Source organism: Natronolimnobius sp. AArcel1 (genome assembly GCF_011043775.1).
Lineage (GTDB): Archaea > Halobacteriota > Halobacteria > Halobacteriales > Natrialbaceae > Natronolimnobius.
Genome location: NZ_JAAKXY010000005.1, coordinates 93,160 through 109,032, shown reverse-complemented (window position 1 = coordinate 109,032; position 15,873 = coordinate 93,160). Strand labels below are relative to the sequence as shown.

General features: G+C 60.1%; 14 protein-coding genes. 3 read left to right on the top strand and 11 right to left on the bottom strand.

Going from position 1 to position 15,873, the window contains the following annotated elements; genetic code table 11:
- The first annotated feature begins 265 nt into the window (after positions 1-265).
- Positions 266-1,513, top strand: a complete 1,248-nt coding sequence (locus tag G6M89_RS15630; RefSeq protein WP_165162820.1) for an ABC transporter substrate-binding protein — start codon at positions 266-268, stop codon at positions 1,511-1,513.
- Positions 1,514-1,516: 3 nt separating this feature from the next.
- Complete coding sequence (locus G6M89_RS15625; RefSeq protein ID WP_165162819.1) at positions 1,517-2,374, top strand: branched-chain amino acid ABC transporter permease; 858 nt, start codon at positions 1,517-1,519, stop codon at positions 2,372-2,374.
- Positions 2,375-2,695: 321 nt separating this feature from the next.
- On the opposite strand, the gene G6M89_RS15620 is transcribed toward G6M89_RS15625, so the two are convergent.
- The 8 genes from G6M89_RS15620 to G6M89_RS15585 all read right to left on the bottom strand — a co-directional run bounded on the left by G6M89_RS15620 (position 2,696) and on the right by G6M89_RS15585 (position 11,563).
- Positions 2,696-4,318 carry a long-chain fatty acid--CoA ligase gene (locus G6M89_RS15620; protein ID WP_165162818.1) on the bottom strand — a complete coding sequence of 541 codons (1,623 nt, stop codon included), beginning with the start codon at positions 4,316-4,318 and terminating at the stop codon, positions 2,696-2,698.
- Entirely contained in the window at positions 4,315-4,827 is a 513-nt protein-coding gene (locus tag G6M89_RS15615; protein ID WP_165162817.1) for a Zn-ribbon domain-containing OB-fold protein, read from the bottom strand. Before G6M89_RS15615 ends, G6M89_RS15620 begins: the two co-directional genes overlap by 4 nt.
- Positions 4,828-4,832: 5 nt before the next feature.
- Positions 4,833-6,029 (bottom strand): beta-ketoacyl synthase N-terminal-like domain-containing protein, encoded by a 1,197-nt coding sequence (locus G6M89_RS15610; protein ID WP_165162816.1) that lies wholly within the window; start codon positions 6,027-6,029, stop codon positions 4,833-4,835.
- 1 nt (position 6,030) lies between these two features.
- On the bottom strand, positions 6,031-7,980 hold the full coding sequence (locus G6M89_RS15605; protein WP_165162815.1) for a 3-hydroxyacyl-CoA dehydrogenase/enoyl-CoA hydratase family protein: 1,950 nt from the start codon (positions 7,978-7,980) through the stop codon (positions 6,031-6,033).
- A gap of 244 nt (positions 7,981-8,224) precedes the next feature.
- A complete protein-coding gene (locus G6M89_RS15600) occupies positions 8,225-9,550 on the bottom strand; it encodes a methyl-accepting chemotaxis protein (protein WP_165162814.1) in 1,326 nt (441 codons plus the stop codon).
- A 168-nt stretch (positions 9,551-9,718) separates the two neighbouring features.
- Positions 9,719-10,042 carry a hypothetical protein gene (locus G6M89_RS15595; protein WP_165162813.1) on the bottom strand — a complete coding sequence of 108 codons (324 nt, stop codon included), beginning with the start codon at positions 10,040-10,042 and terminating at the stop codon, positions 9,719-9,721.
- A gap of 148 nt (positions 10,043-10,190) precedes the next feature.
- Complete coding sequence (locus G6M89_RS15590) at positions 10,191-10,376, bottom strand: hypothetical protein (protein ID WP_054862506.1); 186 nt, start codon at positions 10,374-10,376, stop codon at positions 10,191-10,193.
- A 107-nt stretch (positions 10,377-10,483) separates the two neighbouring features.
- Positions 10,484-11,563 carry a cupin domain-containing protein gene (locus G6M89_RS15585; protein ID WP_165162812.1) on the bottom strand — a complete coding sequence of 360 codons (1,080 nt, stop codon included), beginning with the start codon at positions 11,561-11,563 and terminating at the stop codon, positions 10,484-10,486.
- Positions 11,564-11,734: 171 nt separating this feature from the next.
- On the opposite strand from G6M89_RS15585, the gene G6M89_RS15580 reads away from it, so the two are divergent.
- Positions 11,735-12,610, top strand: coding sequence for a fumarylacetoacetate hydrolase family protein (locus tag G6M89_RS15580; protein ID WP_165162811.1), 876 nt, complete (start codon positions 11,735-11,737; stop codon positions 12,608-12,610).
- Between the two features lie 14 nt (positions 12,611-12,624).
- On the opposite strand, the gene G6M89_RS15575 is transcribed toward G6M89_RS15580, so the two are convergent.
- From G6M89_RS15575 to G6M89_RS15565, 3 genes are all read right to left on the bottom strand, one after another.
- On the bottom strand, positions 12,625-13,326 hold the full coding sequence (locus tag G6M89_RS15575) for an acetate--CoA ligase family protein (protein ID WP_165162810.1): 702 nt from the start codon (positions 13,324-13,326) through the stop codon (positions 12,625-12,627).
- Entirely contained in the window at positions 13,319-14,707 is a 1,389-nt protein-coding gene (locus G6M89_RS15570) for an acetate--CoA ligase family protein (RefSeq protein ID WP_165162809.1), read from the bottom strand. Before G6M89_RS15570 ends, G6M89_RS15575 begins: the two co-directional genes overlap by 8 nt.
- Before the next feature lie 95 nt (positions 14,708-14,802).
- A complete protein-coding gene (locus G6M89_RS15565) occupies positions 14,803-15,570 on the bottom strand; it encodes an IclR family transcriptional regulator (protein ID WP_165162808.1) in 768 nt (255 codons plus the stop codon).
- Between the last annotated feature and the right edge of the window lie 303 nt (positions 15,571-15,873).

Here is a 15,873-nt window from a genome sequence, read left to right as displayed (position 1 = left end):
ATACGTCCGAACCCACCTGTATATATTTTACTCCCGAACTGCGCACACGGTACATCTATACTAGCACCAGCCGAAGCGGAGGGTTTTACACCAGTTTCTCCAAAAACTTACTGTGAGATACCATTTAAGTCACATTCGAACTGAGATGTTCCGATCACTGCCAGCGGATTACTGGCAATTGATCATCAATAATTTTATCTGCTATTAGAAATACTCACTTCATATGCGTGGTAATCGCGTGCACAGCACTGATAGTGTAAGACGAATGAGCAGACGGCAGTTTGTCGGACTCGCCGGGGCCGGTGCGACCGTCTCGCTCGCGGGGTGTATTGGGGGATCAGATAACGGAGCCAGTGACGGCATCACAATCGGCCTGCTGGCGTTCGAGCCGGGCAGCGCACCACAGGGGACCGCCCAGCGGCAGGCTGCCGAACTGGCTGTTTCGGACCTCAACGACGACGGCGGCGTCCTCGGTGAGGACGTCGAGTTGCTCGAGGCGAATACACAGGGGTCGGCCTCAACTACCAGTGATCGCTACCTGGAGTTTGTCACCGAAGATAACGTCGACGTCACGACTGGCGTGTTCCAGACGGAGGCGATGACTGGACTCATGTCCGATATCGCCGACCATCAGACGATCCATATGAGCGGTGGCCACACCTCACCAGCAATCGCCGAAATGCTCGCGGATGATTACGAGCAGTACAGATACCAGTTCCGCCCGTACGGGAACGCCACTCACTGGGTCGAATCGATTACGGATCTCGCTGAGAACATGCAAGACGAAGAGGACTGGGAACGAATCGCCATCCTCGCTGAGGAGTACGAGTGGACGCAGGTGTTTAGTGAGGACCTTCCGGACATGCTCGAGGACGCCGGTCTGGAAGCCGTATACAACCAACGGTATCCGTCTGATACAGAGAACTTCACGCCGCTGTTCGATGATGTCGAGGGCGAAGGCGCAGACGCGGTCGTCATGGCACAGGCCCACACTGCTGGGCCGGCGATGATCCAGTGGCGAGAAGAAGAGCGAGACTTCTCGATGTGCGGGCAAATTTCACAGATCATCGATCCGGGTTCCTACGAATCGTTCGACGGAGACAACGAGTTCGCAATCAGTAACGCGCCTGCGGTCCATACTGCAGACCTCACCGATCAGACGGCCGACTTCGCAGAACGCTACAACGACGAGTTCGATGTCTATCCGAACGATGCGTTCTCGTACGCGACATACGATGGTCTCATGATGTGGGCAGAAGTCGTCGAACAGGAGGGGACGACGGATGCGGAGGAAATCGTCCCGGCGCTGGCCGAGGCGTCCTATGAGGGGACGCGCGGCGTGATCGAATTCAATGACCAAGATCACGAGTATCCCCACGATGCGAGGTTCGGCGAGGGCTACCTCCAGCGAATCAACTTCCAGTGGCAAGAGGAGGATGGAGAGGGGATCCAACAGGTCATCCATCCTGATGAGTTGGCCACGTCCGACTACCAAGAGCCGTCGTGGTTCTAACCTATGGTCGACATCGTTAGCATTGGGGCAAATACGCTCGTCCTCGGGTCACTGTACGCCCTTATTGCAATGGGGTTCACTCTCATCTTTGGCGTCGCCGGTCAGGCGAACCTCGCACATGGTGGGACGATCACCATCGGGGCGTTTACCGCCTGGTACGTTGCCGGCCTTGGTGGCGGCGTCTGGCTCGGACTGGCGGCTGCGACCATCACGGGAGCACTCTTTCACATCGTGTTGTACCGTGTGTTCGTCCGCCACATCGAGAACCCAGTGAACGTGTTGATACTCACGTTGTTGGCCTGGTTCGTCATCGAATATGGCTTCCTGGCAGCCATCGGATCCGAACCGAGATCCGTCCCATCGCTACTGGGCGGCACGACATCGATCGCTGGTGTCTCGTTCCTGTACAATAACCTGCTGATATTCGGCCTCTCGTGGGTGTTCATCGGCGCCCTCTTTGGCTTCGTCAACTACACGAAAACCGGCCAGGCGATTATCGCAACCAGCATGAACGAGAGAGGTGCCGCACTCGTTGGAATCAAGACCGACGACATCACCCTCTTGACGTGGGCGTTAGCCGGCTTCCTCGCGGGCTCTGCCGGTGTGCTCTACGGATCGTTCCGGGCCGCATCGTGGGATATGGGGATGACGCCGCTCGTTCTGGCGTTCGCGATCGTCATCCTCGGTGGTATTGGATCGATCCGCGGAAGCGTCATTGCCGCGTACATCATTGGCTTCCTCGAGGTGTTTACCATCTCTGCCGTCTCGCCGCGACTCAGTGGGATGACGGCGCTACTGGTGATCATCATCGTGTTGCTGGTCAAACCAACGGGACTCTACGGTCGAGAGCTTCCCGGCTAAGTACGGTCGGTATTTTTCACTTTGAGCTGGAGACTGAGGAGCGCGTCGCTTGTTGACGTTGGTACACGGATGTCGTCCTTTTCATCGAACGCTCCGTCTGAGAGTCGATCATTGATTCCGATACTGCTCACGGATCGAACGAAGACAGGGCCACTCGCGTCTCTCTCCGATATGGAGCGGTTCTTTCGACGAACTCTTCGATAGAACCGAGGACGTGTACCTCGAGTCAACGGCGGGGAAGACGTCGATTCCGCTGGGTGCACGAGGAACCGGCACCGAATTGAGAGAGTGAGTAAAAGAGCGTTCAGCCCACTATCTGCACTACTCGTCGACTGGCAGCGTTCCGTGCGCCGACTCGAACTCGTCGCGCAGCACCTTCTTGTCGAACTTTCCGGTCGTCGTCTTCGGAATCGACTCGATGAAGACGATCTGGTCCGGCAGCCACCACTTCGGGAACCGCTCGAGGAGGTGTTCTTTCAGTCCGTCCTCGGTGACGTTCGCACGCTGGACAACGTAAGCGACCGGCCGCTCATCCCATTTTTCGTGTTCGATGTTGATCACCGTCGCCTCTTCGACGGCGTCGTGGGCCATTAGCTCGTTCTCGAGTTCCAGCGAGGAGATCCATTCCCCGCCGCTCTTGATGACGTCGTCGAGTCGGTCGACGACCTCGAGGTAGCCATATTCGTCGATCACGCCGACATCGCCGGTCTTGAACCAGCCATCATCGGTGAACACCTGCCGAGTCTCGTCGGGCCGGTCGTAGTACTCGTCGATGAGCCACGGCGAGCGCGCCTGTATCTCGCCGGTGGACTCCCCGTCGTGGGGAACGGGCTCACCATCTGGGTCCCGCAGCCGGATCTGGACGCCGGGCGCGGGGAGGCCCGGTTTCATTTGCTGCTGGTAGCGCTCGCTCTCAGAGAGTTCCTGCACCTCGGAGGTAGTCATTGTGTTGACGAGGTGGGGCGCGGCCTCGGTCATTCCGTATCCCTGCTGGATCGGCGCGCCGATTTCCTTGTCAAATTTCTCCATGAGCCACTCCGGCGGCGACGTACCACCGATGAGGACCCGTTCGAGGCTCTCGAGTTCGACATCGTCGCGCTCGTCGTAGAACTCGGCCATCTCGAGCCAGACTGTCGTCACCGCGGCCGTAACGGTCACGTTCTCCCGGTCGATGAGTTCGGCGATTTCCTCGGCACCGGTCTTTGGCCCCGGCAAGACGAGTTTCGAACCGCACATCGTCGCGGTGTAGGGCAACCCCCAGGCGTTGACGTGGTACATCGGGACGACGGGCATCACGGTATCGTTCTCGCTGATCCCGAAGACATCGACGTGGCTGTGGGTGACGGTGTGGAGATAGAGATCTCGGTGAGAGTACGACGCCCCCTTCGGAAGCCCGGTCGTGCCGGACGTATAGCAGATCCCGGCTTCACGGTCCTCGTCGAGCGTTGGCCAGTCGTACTCGGTGTCCTGACCCTCGAGCAAGTCCTCATAGGCGATGACCGGCTCGAGACCGGTCTCTGGGACATCGTCGTCGAGGATCACGTACTGCTCGACGGTTTCGAACTGGTCGGCAACGTTTTCGACGGTGTCGATGAACGCGGGGTCGACGAAGACGATTTCGTCCTCGGCTTCGTTGACGATCTCGACGAGGTGTTCGTCGGGGAGCATGTGGTTGGTCATGTGGATGCTCCGCCCGCTACAGGCAAGCCCGAAGTACAGCTCGTAGTGGCGGTGGTGGTTGATCGCCATCACCGACAGACGCGCATTCGGATCGACGCCGAGGTCGTCCAGCGCGTTTGCGAGCTGGCTGATCCGGTCGTACGCGTCGTCGTACGTATATCGGTAGGTCGATCCGTCGGGTTCTTCCGAGACGATTTCCTTGTGGCCGAACAGGCTTGTAGCCCGCTCGAGCATGACTTGCAGCGTGAGTTCGTACTCTTTCATTCGTGTTCACCGTTGGTCGCGTGTTTGGGTTTGAATCGGTAGAATACCCGTTCTTGATCAGTCGGGCCGTCGATTTCGACGATCTTCAGTTCGACCGCGTCGCCGATCTCGAGGTCGGCGTACGAGGCGTCGTCGATCCGAGCCGACAGCTTCACCGGGCCGAGGTCGACGACGCCGACGACGAACGGGACGTCGTGTTCGCTCAGTCCCAGCGGGAGGCCGCCCCGGACCTCCGAGAAGGCAAACAACTCTCCCTCGTGGGGAAGGTCGACGTACTCGAGGTCGTCTCCCGTACACTCCGGACAGACGATCCGTGGCGGGTAGTGAATCGCCTCGCAGTCGCGACACTGCGTCGTCGTCAACTGTCCATCACGGAGGTTGTCGTAGAACTCGTGGATCTTCGTCTGGTCTGCGGTCTGTAACTCGTAGAAATCGAGCAGTCGCGGGAGTTCGATCTCCTCGGGAATCGAGACCCGATCACGCGCTCCCCCGTCGTCTGAGTCGGTCATGTTTGTCATTGTGGATCACGGTCTAAGACCATGACGCTGTGGACCGAGCCACTCCCGCTTAAGTTGTGGATGAGGCCGGTCGATGCATCTGCGACGTGTCTGTCCTCCGATACTTCCCCTTGGAACTGCTGGGTGACCTCGAGGGCCTGCGAGATGCCCGTCGCGCCAAGTGGATGCCCACAGCCAAGCAGCCCACCGCGCGGGTTGACAGCGACGTCGCCGTCGAGGTGGCTGCGGCCGTCCTCGATGAACTGTCCGCCCTCGCCGCGCTCGGCGAAGCCCAACTCCTCGTACTCGATGATCTCGCTGATCGAGAAGCAATCGTGAATTTCGGCGATATCGATCTCCTCGAGTGGGTCTTCGATACCGGCCTGGTCGTAGGCGTTCTGGGAAGCCTTGCGAGCCTGTGGCCAGCCCGAAAAGGACGGAAGGTTGTTGATCGAGTTGCCTGCCATCGACGACTGCCCGCTGCCTGTGATCCAGGCTGGGGTGTCGGTGACCTCGCGGGCTTTCTCCTCGCTCATCAGGATCACGCCTGCGGCGCCGTCTGTAATACCGCTGCAGTCATAGAGGTGCAACGGCGGTGCGATTTCGGGCGACTCCGTGACGTCCTCAGGCTCGATCTCTGTCTGGAAGTGCGCGAAGTCGGTCTTGGCGGCGTTGCTCTTGTTCTTCGCTGCGACCTGGGACAGCTGCTCCCGGGTGGTCCCGTGCTCGTGCATGTGTCGCTGGGCGTACCAGGCGAAAAACGGCGGCGCAGACAGGCCGTTGACGCCATCGAACTCGCGGTCCAGCACGTTCGCCATCGATCCCTGCATCTCCGGCATGTAGTCACGGCCGAGGTTCATCTTCTCGACGCCGAGGACGAGCGCAACATCCAGTTGCCCGGCGGCGATGGCCAGCCAGGCGTACCGCAACGCGGCCTGCCCGCTCGCACACGCCAGTTCGGTCCGGGCGATCATCTCGGTGACCTCGATGCCGAGCAGTTCGGCCACCATCGGCGCGACGTGGGACTGGTAGGCAAACCGCTCGGGCTGTACTGCGCCGACGAACAGTCCCTCGATGTCCTCAGGGCCAACGTCCGGGACGGCGTCAAACGTCGCCTTCCCGCCCTCCTGAGCGAGGTCCTTCCAAGTGGCGTCCCGTTCACCCCAGTTCGCGTGACCGCCGCCGACTATCGCAACATTTCTGCTTGTCGCCATCTCACTCACCTGTGAAGTTCGGTTCGCGATCCTCTCGGAACGCCGTTACGCCCTCGAGCATGTCGTCGGTCGTCGCGAGCACGGCAAATGCCTGTTTCTCCATCTCCAGTGCCGTCTCGAGGCTGGCTTCCGGGCCGTTCTGGATAACCTGCTTGGCGGCTTTGAGCGCGACTGGTGGCCCCGAGACCAAATCGTCGACGATGTCGTCGACGGTGTCCTCGAGGTCGTCGGCCGGAACGGCGTGGTTGACGATGCCCCACTCTTCGGCCTGCTCGCCGTCGAACTGCAGGGCGCGATAGACCATCTCTTTCGTCCGGGCTTCGCCGATGAGGCGGACGAGTCGCTGGGTCGCGCCACCGCCGGGGATCACACCGAGATTCGTCTCGGGCGTTCCAATCGTTGCATCTTCTGTCGCGACGCGGATATCACAGGCGAGTGCGAGTTCGATCCCTGCACCGAGACAAAAGCCGTGAATCTTCGCGACCGTCGGCCGGTCGAACTCGTAGACGGTCTGGAACATCTCGTCGACGTCCATGATCTCGGCTGGGTCGTCAGCAGTGAAGCCGGTGATGTCTGCCCCGGAGCTAAACGCTCGGCCAGCTCCTTCGAAGACGATACAGGAGACTTCCTCGTCGTCAACGTTCTTCAGGAGTCGGTCGACTTCCATGAACATGTCGTCAGACATTGAGTTCATCCGCTCTTGGCGGTCAAGTTCAATCGTGAGGACGCCGTCGTCGTCGATTTCCCAGTTAATGTAGTGGGTGGGCGGATCGACCCGATAGTCGAAGAAGCCCTTCCCGGCGTCCTCGCCGGTCCAGCCCTCCTCGACAAGTTCAACGAGATAGTCGGCTGGTTCATAGCGCTCAGCACCGTACTCGTCGTACAGTGACTCGAGTTTCTCGAGGACGATGTCGAGGCCGAGGCGGTCGCCGCGTCGGCACATCCCTTCGGGGAAACTGCCGCCAAGTCGGAGTCCGATATCGATCTCCTCGGGTGTGGCGACGTCGTTGCCGATGAGCCAGGCGGCCTTGTTGATCATCACCGCTTCCGTGCGAAGGGTATCGTAGTTGCCCGCGTCCTCGGGCTGATAGTCGACGCCGTCGCCGTCGTCCGCATAGTCGTAGAATCCCTTGCCGCTCTTTCGGCCGAGGTTGTCGTTCTCGACTTTTTCCTCGATAGCCGGGGGAACGGGCTGGCCGGACTCATCGCGGAAGTGGTAGGCGATATCGATCCCACCGAAGTCATTGAGTTCGAATGGCCCCATCGGGTAGCCTCGTTCGTAGACCATTGCGGCATCGGTCTCCTGGACCGTCGTCTCGTCGTTCGAGAGCATCCAGGCTGCCTCCTCCATGAATGGGACGAGGACGGTGTTGACGACGAAGCCGTGGACGTCCTTGCGGACGTAGATCGGGCGCTTGTCGACCGACTCGGCCCACTCGTAGGCGAGTTCAGCCGTCTCGTCCGTCGTCGCCTCGCCGTAGGTCACTTCGACGAGATCCATCTTCACGGGCGGATTGAAGAAGTGCATGCCGACGACCTGTTCCGGACGGTCGGTCACCGCTGCGATGTCCGAAATTGAGAGACTCGAGGTGTTCGACGCCAAGATTGCGTGATCGGGCGCGTGCTCGTCGACCGTCGAGAACGTGTCTTCTTTGATCTCGAGTTGTTCGGGAACGGCTTCGATCACGAGGTCAGCGTTTGCGACGGCATCAGCGAGGTCTGTCGTCGTATCGACCCGCTCGAGGACAGCCTCAGCGGACTCGTCAATCCGGCCTTTCGATTCGAGTTTCTCGAGGCTCCATTCGATGTCGTCGTAGCCGTCTTGGACGAATTCTTCTTCGATGTCACGCATCGTCACATCGTAGCCACCGATCGCGGCAACCTCCGCGATACCATGGCCCATACTACCGGCCCCAAGTACTGCTACTCGTTGCACTGTGTCAACCTTCATCACGAAATTATCCGTTATTGTGTCACATATATCTTTGGAAGAACGCACACGTGTGGGCGGGTTTTGATCTGTCTCCGGCCTGAAACAAGTAGCAAGCAGTTTGACAGGAATCCGCTTGGCGGACACCGACTCATTCGGTCACTGGGACTCAGATTCCAGAACGTGTCGTCACGAGGGGCGTACCGAACCCGGAACAGGGAAAATCACACAACGAGAGCGAGGCCACACTGCATACTCTGAGAGATTATAGCTCCGACTCGAGTTCACTGACTTCGCGCCGAACGTGTCGTACCTTCTCAGCCTGTTCGTTGTTGGTTTCGGCGAGCGTCTGGATCTCGCTTGCGATGGTCTGGCTCCCGTCGACGCTGTTGCTAAGCATGGTCGCGACCTCTTCGGCCGTCGCAGCCTGTTCATCCGTTGCGTCGGCAATCTCCTCGCTTCCTGTCGTAGCCTCGTCGATGGCGGTCTTGATCTCGGATTGTTTGGTATCGACGGTTTCGGCGTGCTCAATCGCCTCGTCGACGTGCTCGAGTGTCGTCTCGACGCTCTCGATTGTCTCCGTTGTGTGTGAACGCACTTCGTCGACGATCCGTTCGATGGTCTCGACTTCCTCCTTCGACTGGTCGGCGAGTTGCTTTACCTCGTTCGCAACGACGCTAAACCCTTCAGCCCCACTGCCGACCTGTGCGGCCTGAATGTTGGCGTTGAGCGCCAACAGATTTGTCTCGTCGGCGATCCCGTCGATCACGTCGACGATGGTGTCGATCTCCTCGATTCGCTCCTCGAGTGTGCGACTGGTCTGTGCGAGCGTATCCGCTGCGTCCCGAACGTCAGCAACCGAGGTGACGATCTCGTCGGTCGCTTGCTTCGATTCGTCCGCCAATTCTGCGGCCGTGGCGCTTTGGCCGCTAACTTCCTCGGCACTGGCGGCGACCTCCTCGACAGTCGCCGAGAGTGACTCCATCTGCATCTGAACCGACTCGAGGCTCTCGACCTGGTGATCGACAAGCCCCTCGAGTTCGTCGTTCGTCTCGGCGTTCGTTTCGGTCGCCACGAGGAGGTCCTTGACGGCCTCGTTGATCGTCTCACTAATGCCTTCCTGAACACGCTTGACTTCCTTGCGCTGCTCGACAAGTTCCGTGACGACGCTGACGTACTCGAACGCACCAACGACCTCGCCGTCGGGCGCTCGCAGCGGCGACCCGGCGGCACGGAGGTGCCATCGATCATTGTCAGGACCGCCCGAGCGGATGTGGTCCTCACGAATCTCCGTCTCCGTCCGGACGATTTTCTCTGCGAGGGTTTCCTCAACGCCTTCGGTCCCGAGGACGTCAATCGCGTTCTCTCCGAGCGTCTCATCCGCTGTGATGCCGGTCAACGGTTCGTGCTTGTCGTTCCAGTGTGTGATGCTGCCGCCGTCATCGACGACGAACGCCGGTTCCGGGAACTCATCAACCAGTTGGTCGAAGAGTCCGCGCCAGAGATCCCGTTCGTACTCGAGGCGTTCGACCTCGTTGAGATCGGTGTCATCGACGAGCTCCTCAGTATCAATGAGGGTCGTGGTAGCCATGTACACCCTGTTTCCAGACGGGTACTAAGTATCTAACGGCAGCGCTCCCGAGAACGGCTGGAATCGCTGCGTGTACGCTCTTCACACCGCCACGAGTCGACGGAAATTTCTGTCAGGTCAGTGGTGCCGGTTAGCACGTTCCAGTACGACCGCGTGTGACTGACCACATCAGACGAGTTCCAGTTTCTTTGCCACCCAGTGGTCGCGAGCGGCCATCACCAGTTCCTCTTCGTCTGCGAACTCGGTTCGCTCGGCGACGAACTCATCCCACTCGCCGTCGGTAACTGTCTCGAGTTCGGCCGCTGAACCAGCATCGCCAGGACTAGCCGCGACCAGTTCGTCGAAGCTATTGAACTCGGTCCGTGTAGCGACGAAGTCGTCGTCGAAGACCGCTGCGAGGGGAATCTCTTCGTCGTGGTCATACACGTCTTCGGCGGTTGGAAGGTCGGTTTGCTTCGCTGCTGTCTCCTCGAGATCCGTTTCGAGTACCATACACTCTGTTGTGAGGGGCGAGTACGTAAATCCATGCCATTTCGCAAACCGATTCCCGCGCCCCATCATATGGACTGCTGTAGTCACGTACCGCCGATTGCCAGCACCGGGGTCAGCGATCGACAAGACATCGGTACAGCAATCCGTATCAGTCTGCAGGGTGGCTGATCTGGGCATCAAACACGTGCTCCGACGGGAAGACGCTTCGACAGTCTTCACAGACCATCTGGCCCTGAATTGCGTACTCCCAGAGCTTGCCACCGCAGTCCAGACAGTCGAAGTGGGCTCTGACGAACGGGTCCTCGTCGACGTACGGATTGTCGAACTCAGCCATACGTACACGTTTGGGAACAGTGTATAAGAGTATTACCCACGAGACACGCCGACGCCGTTGATTCGAAGCAATTCGACACTGCAGCGGCTCTGCGAGCGAAACTCAGTCTACGTATCGATGGCTGCCTCAGCGTAGAAGTTCATCGACCGGAGGATCGGCTCGTCGGTCATGCCAAGCAAGATCGCCTCGTCGTCCGGTTCGTGGTGGTGTGGTGCGTCCGGCGGCACGACGAAGATGTCCCACTGGTCCCACTCGAGGGCCTCGCCGTCGACGTGGGTTACGCCCTCACCTTCGATGACGAAGTAGACCTCGGTGGCGTTGTGGAAGTGCGGATCAGTTGGGCCCTCGTTCAGCAGCTGAGCGCGAAACGACATCGTCGGGAACAGCGGTGCCTCCCCGGTAGCGGGATTGACGTACGCGAGGCTGTAGCCGTCGTGGGGGTCCGGCTCGTCGTTGTCGGCGCGCTGGCGCAGCGTCTCTTCCATTTCGTCCCAGCCGAAGCGATACGGCGGCGTCGGCTCCCTGTTGCCCTCGAACGGACCCGGAATCGAGCCATCCGACTTCTCGCCGGCAGGACGACCACGCCCGTACTGGGAGTCCCAGTAGCCCTGGGTCTTCGTGACCGGCTGGCGCTCGAGTTCGTGGTTCTCGAAGACGTGGGAGTTGTTCAGCGTGTCGAGAAACAGCGGCAGGTCGAGGACATCAAGCCACGCTGCGGTCTCGTCGCCGTCGTTGATATGGTCGTGCCATTCCCACTGTGGCGTCGTCACGAGGTCGTTGTCTTTCATCGGGAACTCCTCGCCGGCGACGACCGTTTTCATGTCCTCGTGGCCATCGATAGTAAAGCGAAGGGCGCTGGCCGCGTGCCGGTGGGAGGGCGCTGTCTCGCCGGGTGAGACCGTCTGCACGCCGATGTAGATCGTATTCGAGATTGCGTGTTTCGCGTTGATCGGAACCGCGACACGTCGCTGGAATCCCGGTGGCAGGTCGGCGATTGGAACGTCCTCTTCGATGCCGTCGATAGCAGCCTGGATGTCCTCCCACTTCCAGATACGCGGCTCGAGATCGTCGATGAGTGTTCCCATGTCGTTTTCGACTTCCCAGAGCGGACGGAGGTCGTTCTGCTCGAGCAGGGATTGGGTGTCGTCGCTTAGCTCTAGCAGGTCCGCTGGCTCTTCCTGTACCATGCATTGGTGTTCGGCAAACGATGCTATAAGTGTGTTGGAGGGGCCCACACCCCAGGAACGGGCGCTCTCAGTCCGCAGCCGGTGGCTGATGCAGTGAGACCGCACTCATCAGTCGGCACGATCATCGCCGAGAAAGGATGATTTATGTAGCCGGCTCGCAGTGCATGTAGTATGCGATTCGTCAGATTCGACGACGACCGACTAGGCTTGCTGACCGACGATGGTATCGTAGACGTCACTGATCGACTCGGGCTCGAGACAGCCGATCCGCTGAAGGAGTACGCCCGGAACAACCTGGATGCGAGCGAGTACGCGGACGCAGACCCCGACTACGACCGCGACGAGGTTCGTATCGAGTCACCCGTTCGCCGACCTGGAAAGGTGATCGCCGCACCGTTGAACTACGAGAACCACGTCGAAGAGGCTCTCGCAGACAAAGACATCGTCACCGACGAGTGGTTTACCATCGAGGACAAAGGCTACTTCCTCAAAGCACCCTCGAGCGTCGCCGGCCCCGAAGACGGCATTGAACTCCCGTTCACAGATCGGCGGGTCGACCACGAGATCGAACTCGCGTTCGTGATGGGCGAGGATGTCAAAGACATCGATGCGGAGGACGTCTGGGACGCCGTCCTTGGTTACACAATCTTGCTCGATGTCTCCGTTCGTGGCGATCAGGACCGTTCGAACCGCAAATCCTACGATACGTTCACGATCATCGGCCCCTGCGTCGCCACGCCTGACGAGGTTGGTGACCCGCACGACCTCGAGATGGAGCTCCAGCTCAACGGCGAGACCAAACAGCAGCAAAACACAGGCGGAATGATCTACAGCTGTGCCGATGTCGTCGAGTACGCCTCAATCGGTGCGACTATCGAAGCCGGCGATGTCATCACGACCGGAACGCCGGAAGGCGTCAGCGCACTCTCCGGCGGTGACACCATCGACGCCGAAATCGAGAACGTCGGCGCGATGACTGTCGATGTCTCCGAACGCAATGTTGCCTTCGAGGACGTCAACGTCCAGAAGAGTCAGCAGGACGAGTGAGCAACGACCGACAGTCAGTCCTCGAGTGTCACGAGCGCGTCGAGCGCAACCGCGTCCTCAGCACGCACGAGTAGCGGATTAACCTCCACCTCGGTGATCGACTCCTGTTCGACGAGCAGGTCGCCAACCGTGACGATAGCCTCGGCGACTGCCTCCCGGTCAACTGCCGGCGACCCGCGGTAGCCGTCGAACAGTGGTGAGGCCTCGAGGTCGTGCGTCATTTCGAGCGCCTCGGCGGTCGAGATCGGGGCGATTCGGTGGCTCGTGTCCTGTAACACTTCGACAGCGACGCCACCCAGCCCGACGAGGACGGTGGGGCCGAACGACGGATCGCGGGTCCCGCCGACGATCACCTCGAGGCCTCCCGAAAGGTCAACACCTGCTTCGACGTAGACGCCGGCCGCAACGTCGTGTTCCTCAGCGGCCTCGAGGATGCGGGTGGCGGCCTCACGGACCGCCTCGGCGTCCTCGAGTCCGGCGGCGACGCCGGCCCCATCGGCCCACTCGCTTTTGTGCTGGACTGTCGGCGCGGCGACCTTTACGACGACGGGATACCCCAACCGATCAGCTGCGTCGACGGCAGCGGCTGCCGAATGGACGAGTTCGCCATCGGGCGAGGAGAGTCCCCAATCTGCGAGCAGCCGTTTGGCGTCGCCCTCTGTCAGCGTCGCGTGCCCGTCCGCGAGCGCCGCTTCGATTGGGTCAGCGTCAGTCATCGGCGGTCACCTCCCCATCTGCGGCCATCGCGTCTGGCTGGCGGTTTCGCTTTGCGTACTGAACGAGCGCCCCAACGGCGTCGGCAGCTCGCTCGGGTGTTCGATACGTCGGCACCCCACAGGCCTCGAGTTCGGCAACCTCGTCGTCGATCACCGATTCGGGTCCGGCCGTCCCGAAGACGATGGGTTTGTCGACCGTCGTAACGAGTTCCTCGAGCGCGTCGGTGGGGTAGCCCAGCGCGGCTTCGTACAGTTCGTAGACGAGGATGATGTCGATGTTGTCGTCGCGTGCGACGGCCGCGACGACGTCGCCGAACGCGGGCATCGGCCGGCCGGTGTCGACTGGGTTTGCGGAGAAGGTGATCCCCGGGAGGATTTCCTCGACGACGTCTTGAGTCTCTCCAGAGAGCAAGGGAAGCGTGGCTCCGGCTCGCTTCAGACGATCAGCGATGGCAATCCCCGGGCCGGCCTGGGCGGTAACGACGCCAACGTTCGGGCCGTCGGGTTCCGGACAGGTGGCAAGCGCCGTTCCAGCGTCGAGCAGCTCGGACACGGACCGAACTGTTGGGACGCCGTACTGGGCGAAGCCGGCCTCGTACAGCTCATACGAACCGGTCAGCGCACCCGTGTGTGATTCGGCGAAGTCGCCGACGTCCTGCTCGCCGACGTTGTAGGCAACGACTGGTGTCTCGACGGATCGGCAGGTCTCGAGCAGCCCGCGGGCGTCGTCGGTCCCCTCGACGTGTAGCATGATGGCATTGGTTTGTGGGTCGGAATCGAAGTACTCGAGTGCCTCCTCGAAGCCAACTGTCGCGCGGTTGCCGAGACCAACCATCGCGGAGACACCTCGGCCCTCGTTTTCCGCGTGAAACGCCAGCGAGTAGGCGAGTCCACCGCTCTGGGCGACGATTGCGACGTTCCCTGGTGGGACGTACTCGACATCGGTCGCGAAGGTCGCGTACAGCTCCGCCGAGGGAACGAGAAAGCCGCTCGTGTTCGGTCCGAGCACCGACACGTCACCCTCGGCTGCGGCCGCCTCGAGTCGTTCCTGTAACTGTTCCCCATCGGGTCCGGCCTCCGCGAAGCCGCCGGCGAAGACGACGGCCGCGCCGATCCCGGCGTCGCCACATTCTTCGATCACGTCGGGAACGACCGGGGCCGGGACACAGAGCAGCGCCAGGTCACAGTCGCCGTCGATTTCGGTCACTGATGAGACGAACTGCCGGCCACAGACGGTCCCCGATGCCGACGGGTTGACTGGATACACTGGGCCGTCGAACGCAGCCATATTTTGCATTGCCTCGTAGCCGATCTTCCCTTCTGTCTTCGACGCCCCGACGACGGCGATACCGCTGGGGTCGAACAGACTTGTCGCGGTCATACCCGTGTGTTGTCGTAACTGGGTGAAAGCGTTTTCCCCGTAAACGTGTCGTCTCATTCTGTCCCGTGGTCGTCTGGTTCCCTTCTCGAGTCGGATCAGCCGTAGACGAGTCGTAGTTCGATGTCGTCGACTGCTTCGAACAGTGGCTCACAGAGTTCTGCGTCGATTCGCTCCTCAGTGAGTCGGTTGGCCGCCCCAGCAATCGTGACGGCCGCAATCGGTCGTCCATCCTCGATTACGGGCGTCGCAATCGCGTGGAGGCCACGCATGTCCTCCTGGAAGTTCATCGCGTAGCCTCGCTCTCGAGTGGCCTCGAGTTCGTCTAACAGGGTCTCTTCGTCGGTGATCGTATTCTCGGTTTGGGATGGCAGGCCGTGGTGCTCGATGATCTCGACGACTTCCTGTTCGGGAAGGTGGGCCAGGATAGCTTTTCCAGCCGAGTTGGCGTGTAGCGGAACCCATGTTCCGATAGTCGAATCGAACGAGAACGAGTCATTGCGCGAGACGCCATAGAGGAAGATTCCGCGGCCGTTTTCGTGGACGATCAGCCAGACGGCCTCGTTCGTCTCGGCTGCCAGGCGTTCGATACGGTCTTTTGCCGCGTGGTAGACATCGTACTGGTTGCGAACGGAGACGCCCGTGTTGAAAAATTGCAAGCCGAGTCGGTACTGGTGCCCGTCGTTGACGACGTAGCGTCGTCGCTCGAGGCTGACCAGATGCTTGTGGACTGTGCTCTTGGCGAGGTCGAGTCGGTCTGCGAGTTCGGTGACGCCCGCACCGCCGGTTTCTGTGAGTGTTTCGACGATAGCGAACAGCGTTTCGTTCGATTTGATGGCCCGTCCATCGTCCGCGCGCTCCTTCATGATAAATGTGGTTTATCTCCGATTACATAATCACTTTCGAAAAAACACTGATATGATATGGGGGATGGACAGAGAGGCGTTCGCTATTATGAAACGGACTGGATTCCCTATCAGAAAACTTCGCTATACGAAGCTGAGGTGCTGGTATTCGGCTGATGAGCGGAAATCCTGGCTCTAAATTGTTTACACAAGTACTTTAGTAAAATGACGCCGACTATCCTTGTTATTGTCTCACAATGTGTTCTCTATTGGCGAACACAGTACCTGTCTCAGTTCTTTGGACAGGTCTCTTCCCTCACGAGT

What these genes read in the sequence shown, in the direction of transcription:
- G6M89_RS15600 (WP_165162814.1), bottom strand. Translation starts at nt 9,550, where the DNA reads ATGGCTACCACGACCCTCATTGATACTGAGGAGCTCGTCGATGACACC.
- G6M89_RS15595 (WP_165162813.1), bottom strand. Translation starts at nt 10,042, where the DNA reads ATGGTACTCGAAACGGATCTCGAGGAGACAGCAGCGAAGCAAACCGAC.
- G6M89_RS15630 (WP_165162820.1), top strand. Translation starts at nt 266, where the DNA reads ATGAGCAGACGGCAGTTTGTCGGACTCGCCGGGGCCGGTGCGACCGTC.
- G6M89_RS15615 (WP_165162817.1), bottom strand. Translation starts at nt 4,827, where the DNA reads ATGACCGACTCAGACGACGGGGGAGCGCGTGATCGGGTCTCGATTCCC.
- G6M89_RS15585 (WP_165162812.1), bottom strand. Translation starts at nt 11,563, where the DNA reads ATGGTACAGGAAGAGCCAGCGGACCTGCTAGAGCTAAGCGACGACACC.
- G6M89_RS15565 (WP_165162808.1), bottom strand. Translation starts at nt 15,570, where the DNA reads ATGAAGGAGCGCGCGGACGATGGACGGGCCATCAAATCGAACGAAACG.
- G6M89_RS15590 (WP_054862506.1), bottom strand. Translation starts at nt 10,376, where the DNA reads ATGGCTGAGTTCGACAATCCGTACGTCGACGAGGACCCGTTCGTCAGA.
- G6M89_RS15580 (WP_165162811.1), top strand. Translation starts at nt 11,735, where the DNA reads ATGCGATTCGTCAGATTCGACGACGACCGACTAGGCTTGCTGACCGAC.
- G6M89_RS15605 (WP_165162815.1), bottom strand. Translation starts at nt 7,980, where the DNA reads ATGAAGGTTGACACAGTGCAACGAGTAGCAGTACTTGGGGCCGGTAGT.
- G6M89_RS15575 (WP_165162810.1), bottom strand. Translation starts at nt 13,326, where the DNA reads ATGACTGACGCTGACCCAATCGAAGCGGCGCTCGCGGACGGGCACGCG.
- G6M89_RS15625 (WP_165162819.1), top strand. Translation starts at nt 1,517, where the DNA reads ATGGTCGACATCGTTAGCATTGGGGCAAATACGCTCGTCCTCGGGTCA.
- G6M89_RS15570 (WP_165162809.1), bottom strand. Translation starts at nt 14,707, where the DNA reads ATGACCGCGACAAGTCTGTTCGACCCCAGCGGTATCGCCGTCGTCGGG.
- G6M89_RS15620 (WP_165162818.1), bottom strand. Translation starts at nt 4,318, where the DNA reads ATGAAAGAGTACGAACTCACGCTGCAAGTCATGCTCGAGCGGGCTACA.
- G6M89_RS15610 (WP_165162816.1), bottom strand. Translation starts at nt 6,029, where the DNA reads ATGGCGACAAGCAGAAATGTTGCGATAGTCGGCGGCGGTCACGCGAAC.